The sequence below is a fragment of the Luteibacter sp. P4_E6 genome, from assembly GCF_056401535.1.
The window spans coordinates 1-3,210 of the sequence record NZ_JBFUJE010000454.1 but is presented as its reverse complement, the minus strand read 5'-3'; the positions used below and the strand labels follow the sequence as shown (position 1 = coordinate 3,210).

Here is a 3,210-nt window from a genome sequence, read left to right as displayed (position 1 = left end):
ACACCATCGTGCCGTCGGCATCGCTGGTGCCGTCGAACGATCCCACCCTGTTGTTTACCAACTCGGGCATGGTCCCCTTCAAGAACGTCTTCCTCGGCAGCGAAAAGCCGGGTTACGTTCGTGCGGCCGACGTCCAGCGCTGCCTGCGCGCGGGCGGCAAGCACAACGACCTCGATGCCGTGGGCTACACCGCCCGCCATCACACCTTCTTCGAGATGCTGGGCAACTGGTCGTTCGGCGACTATTTCAAGCGCGATGCCATCCGTTACGCCTGGGAACTGCTCACCGGGGTTTACAAACTGCCGGCCGAGCGCCTGTGGGTGACCGTGTATCACACGGACGACGAAGCCTTCGACATCTGGAACAAGGAGGTCGGCGTCCCGGCGGACCGTATCGTCCGCATCGGCGACAACAAGGGCGCGCCGTTCGCTTCCGACAACTTCTGGCAGATGGCCGATACCGGCCCCTGCGGCCCGTGCACGGAGATCTTCTTCGATCATGGTCCCGACGTGGCGGGCGGTCCGCCGGGTTCGCCCGACGAAGATGGTGATCGCTACATCGAGATCTGGAACCTGGTGTTCATGCAGTTCGACCGCGCTCCGGACGGCACGCTGTCGCCGCTTCCGGCGCCTTGCGTCGACACCGGCATGGGCCTTGAGCGCCTGGCTGCCGTGCTCCAGCACGTGCATTCCAACTACGAGATCGACCTGTTCGCCCACCTCATTGCTGAGGCCTCGCGGCTGACCGGCACGGCGGATATGGCGAACAAGTCGCTGCGCGTCATCGCCGATCACATTCGTGCCTGTTCGTTTCTCATCGTCGATGGCGTGCTGCCGTCGAACGAGGGGCGTGGGTATGTGCTCCGTCGCATCATCCGTCGCGCGCTGCGCCATGGCTGGATGCTCGGCGTGCGCGGCGACTTCTTCTGGAAGATGGTCGCGCCGCTGGTCGCCGAGATGGGCGATGCCTATCCGGAAATCGCGAAGAAGCAAAGCTTCGTGGAGCAGGCGCTGAAAACCGAGGAAGAGCGTTTCGGCGAGACGCTCGAGCACGGCATGCGCCTGTTCGACGACGTCGCGGCGAAGTCGGGCCAGATCATTCCGGGTGCCGACGCGTTCCGTCTGTACGACACCTATGGTTTCCCGGTCGACCTCACGGCCGACATCGCCCGCGAACGCGGCATGAGTGTGGATATGGACGGCTTCGAGCAGTCCATGAGCGAGCAGCGCGCGCGTGCCCGTGCAGCCAGCAACTTCGGCAGCAAGGCCCAGTTGCCGGCTGATGTCGCAAGCGCCGTGTCGCCGACCCTCTTCACCGGTTACGACTCGCTCGAACTGACCGACGCGAAGGTGGTCGCCATCGTGCGTGATGGCAAGGCTGTCGATCGGCTCGCCGATGGCGAGGAGGCCTTCCTCCTGCTCGACCGTACGCCGTTCTACGCGGAGTCTGGTGGCCAGGTGGGTGACACCGGCATGATTCGCAATCCGTCGGGCGCCCTCGCGGTGCAGGACACCCAGAAGGTCGGCGGTGCGTTCTTCGCGCACTTCGGCAGCTGGCAGGGTTCGGCGCCGCTCGCCAAGGGCGATGTGGTGGGTGCATCGGTGGACGCGTCACAGCGCCAGGCCACGGTTCTCAATCACTCCGCGACGCATCTGCTGCACGCCGCGCTGCGCACGGTGCTGGGCGATCATGTGTCGCAGAAGGGCTCGCTGGTGGCGCCTGAGCGCCTGCGCTTCGACTTCTCGCACTTCAAGCCGGTCACGGCGGAAGAGCTCGCACTGATCGAGCGCATGGTCAACGACGAGGTCCGTCATAACGACCAGGCCGAAGTCCATAACATGGGCTACGACGAAGCGATCGAGTTCGGTGCGATGGCGCTCTTTGGCGAGAAGTACGGCGCCGAGGTTCGCGTGCTGAAGATGGGTGATTTCTCCACCGAACTGTGCGGCGGCACGCATGTGTCGCGCACGGGTGATATCGGCCTGTTCAAGATCGTCTCGGAGTCCGGCGTCGCCGCCGGCGTGCGCCGTATCGAGGCGGTCACGGGTGCGGGTGCGCTCGCGCGGGTCGCTGAGGAAGAGCGCGTCCTGGGCGAAGTGTCCGGCCTGCTCGCAGCGACCGGCGACGATGTCGTCGAGAAGCTTCGCCAGATGTTCGACAAGCAGAAAAAGCTCGAGCGCGAGATCGAATCGTTCAAGGCGAAGGCCGCCAGTTCAGCATCGGCGGATCTTGCGACCTCAGCCGTCGACGTTGCCGGTATCAGAGTCGTGGCTGCGCGTCTTGAAGGTCTCGACGCCAAGTCGCTGCGCGACAGCGTCGATGTCCTCAAGCAACAGCTCGGCGATTGCGCCATCATCCTCGCAGGCGCGCTGGACGGCCGCGTTTCGCTGGTCGCGGGCGTAGGCGGTGCGGCGCTTGGTCGCGTAAAGGCGGGTGATCTGGTGGCCGAAGTGGCCTCACGAATCGACGGCAAGGGCGGCGGACGTCCAGACATGGCGCAGGGCGGCGGCGTGGACTCGCCGGCGCTTCCGCAGATCCTTGCGGGCATCCCAGGCTGGATCGAGGCCCGGTTGCACTGAACGAAACCGGCCAGCGTGAACGGCGGCGTGCCGTAAAGGCTCTCCGCCATGCGTTTTATGGCTCCGTGCGTTGCGCCCGCTGGTTTGGCTCGGCTAGTATGATCCGAATGCCGAATGCACTGTTCGGCATCGATCCGCTGGATCGAAATGGCAGGACAGCTGGTCAGCGACACACACAACTAGAGCCGGGGAAGGCAGCTCGRCCTTCGATGGTCGAAACGTCAACCATTGACGGCAAGCACTCGGGGTGAGTTGTCGTTGGTGGGGAAGCCAATACCTGATTTTATGGAGTATCAATCATGCTGATTCTGACCCGCCGGGTCGGTGAAACCCTAATGATCGGCGACGAGGTGACCGTCACTGTTCTGGGTGTCAAAGGTAACCAGGTGCGCATCGGTATCAATGCACCGAAAAACGTCGCGGTCCACCGCGAAGAGATTTACCAGCGCATCAAGAACGAGAACGATCCTGCCGGCCACACCGGGGACGACCAGGACCAGTAAAGCTCTTTACGGCTGAAGCAAGGAACAGTATCCTTGCCCGCTCGTTAAGGCACGTTCCTCAACGACGAACGTTCACGGAGAGTTGCCCGAGTGGCCGAAGGGGCTCCCCTGCTAAGGGAGTATAGGGT

2 protein-coding genes are annotated in these 3,210 nt (G+C 63.6%); both read left to right on the top strand.

Translation table 11 applies throughout. The features are described 5' to 3' along the window. A partial coding sequence (alaS, locus tag AC1DT2_RS19070; protein WP_477298038.1) for an alanine--tRNA ligase occupies positions 1-2,579 on the top strand: 2,579 nt, incomplete at its 5' end. Positions 2,580-2,878: 299 nt separating this feature from the next. Next, a complete protein-coding gene (gene csrA, locus AC1DT2_RS19065; RefSeq protein ID WP_046966111.1) occupies positions 2,879-3,082 on the top strand; it encodes a carbon storage regulator CsrA in 204 nt (67 codons plus the stop codon). The last annotated feature ends 128 nt before the right edge of the window (positions 3,083-3,210 follow it).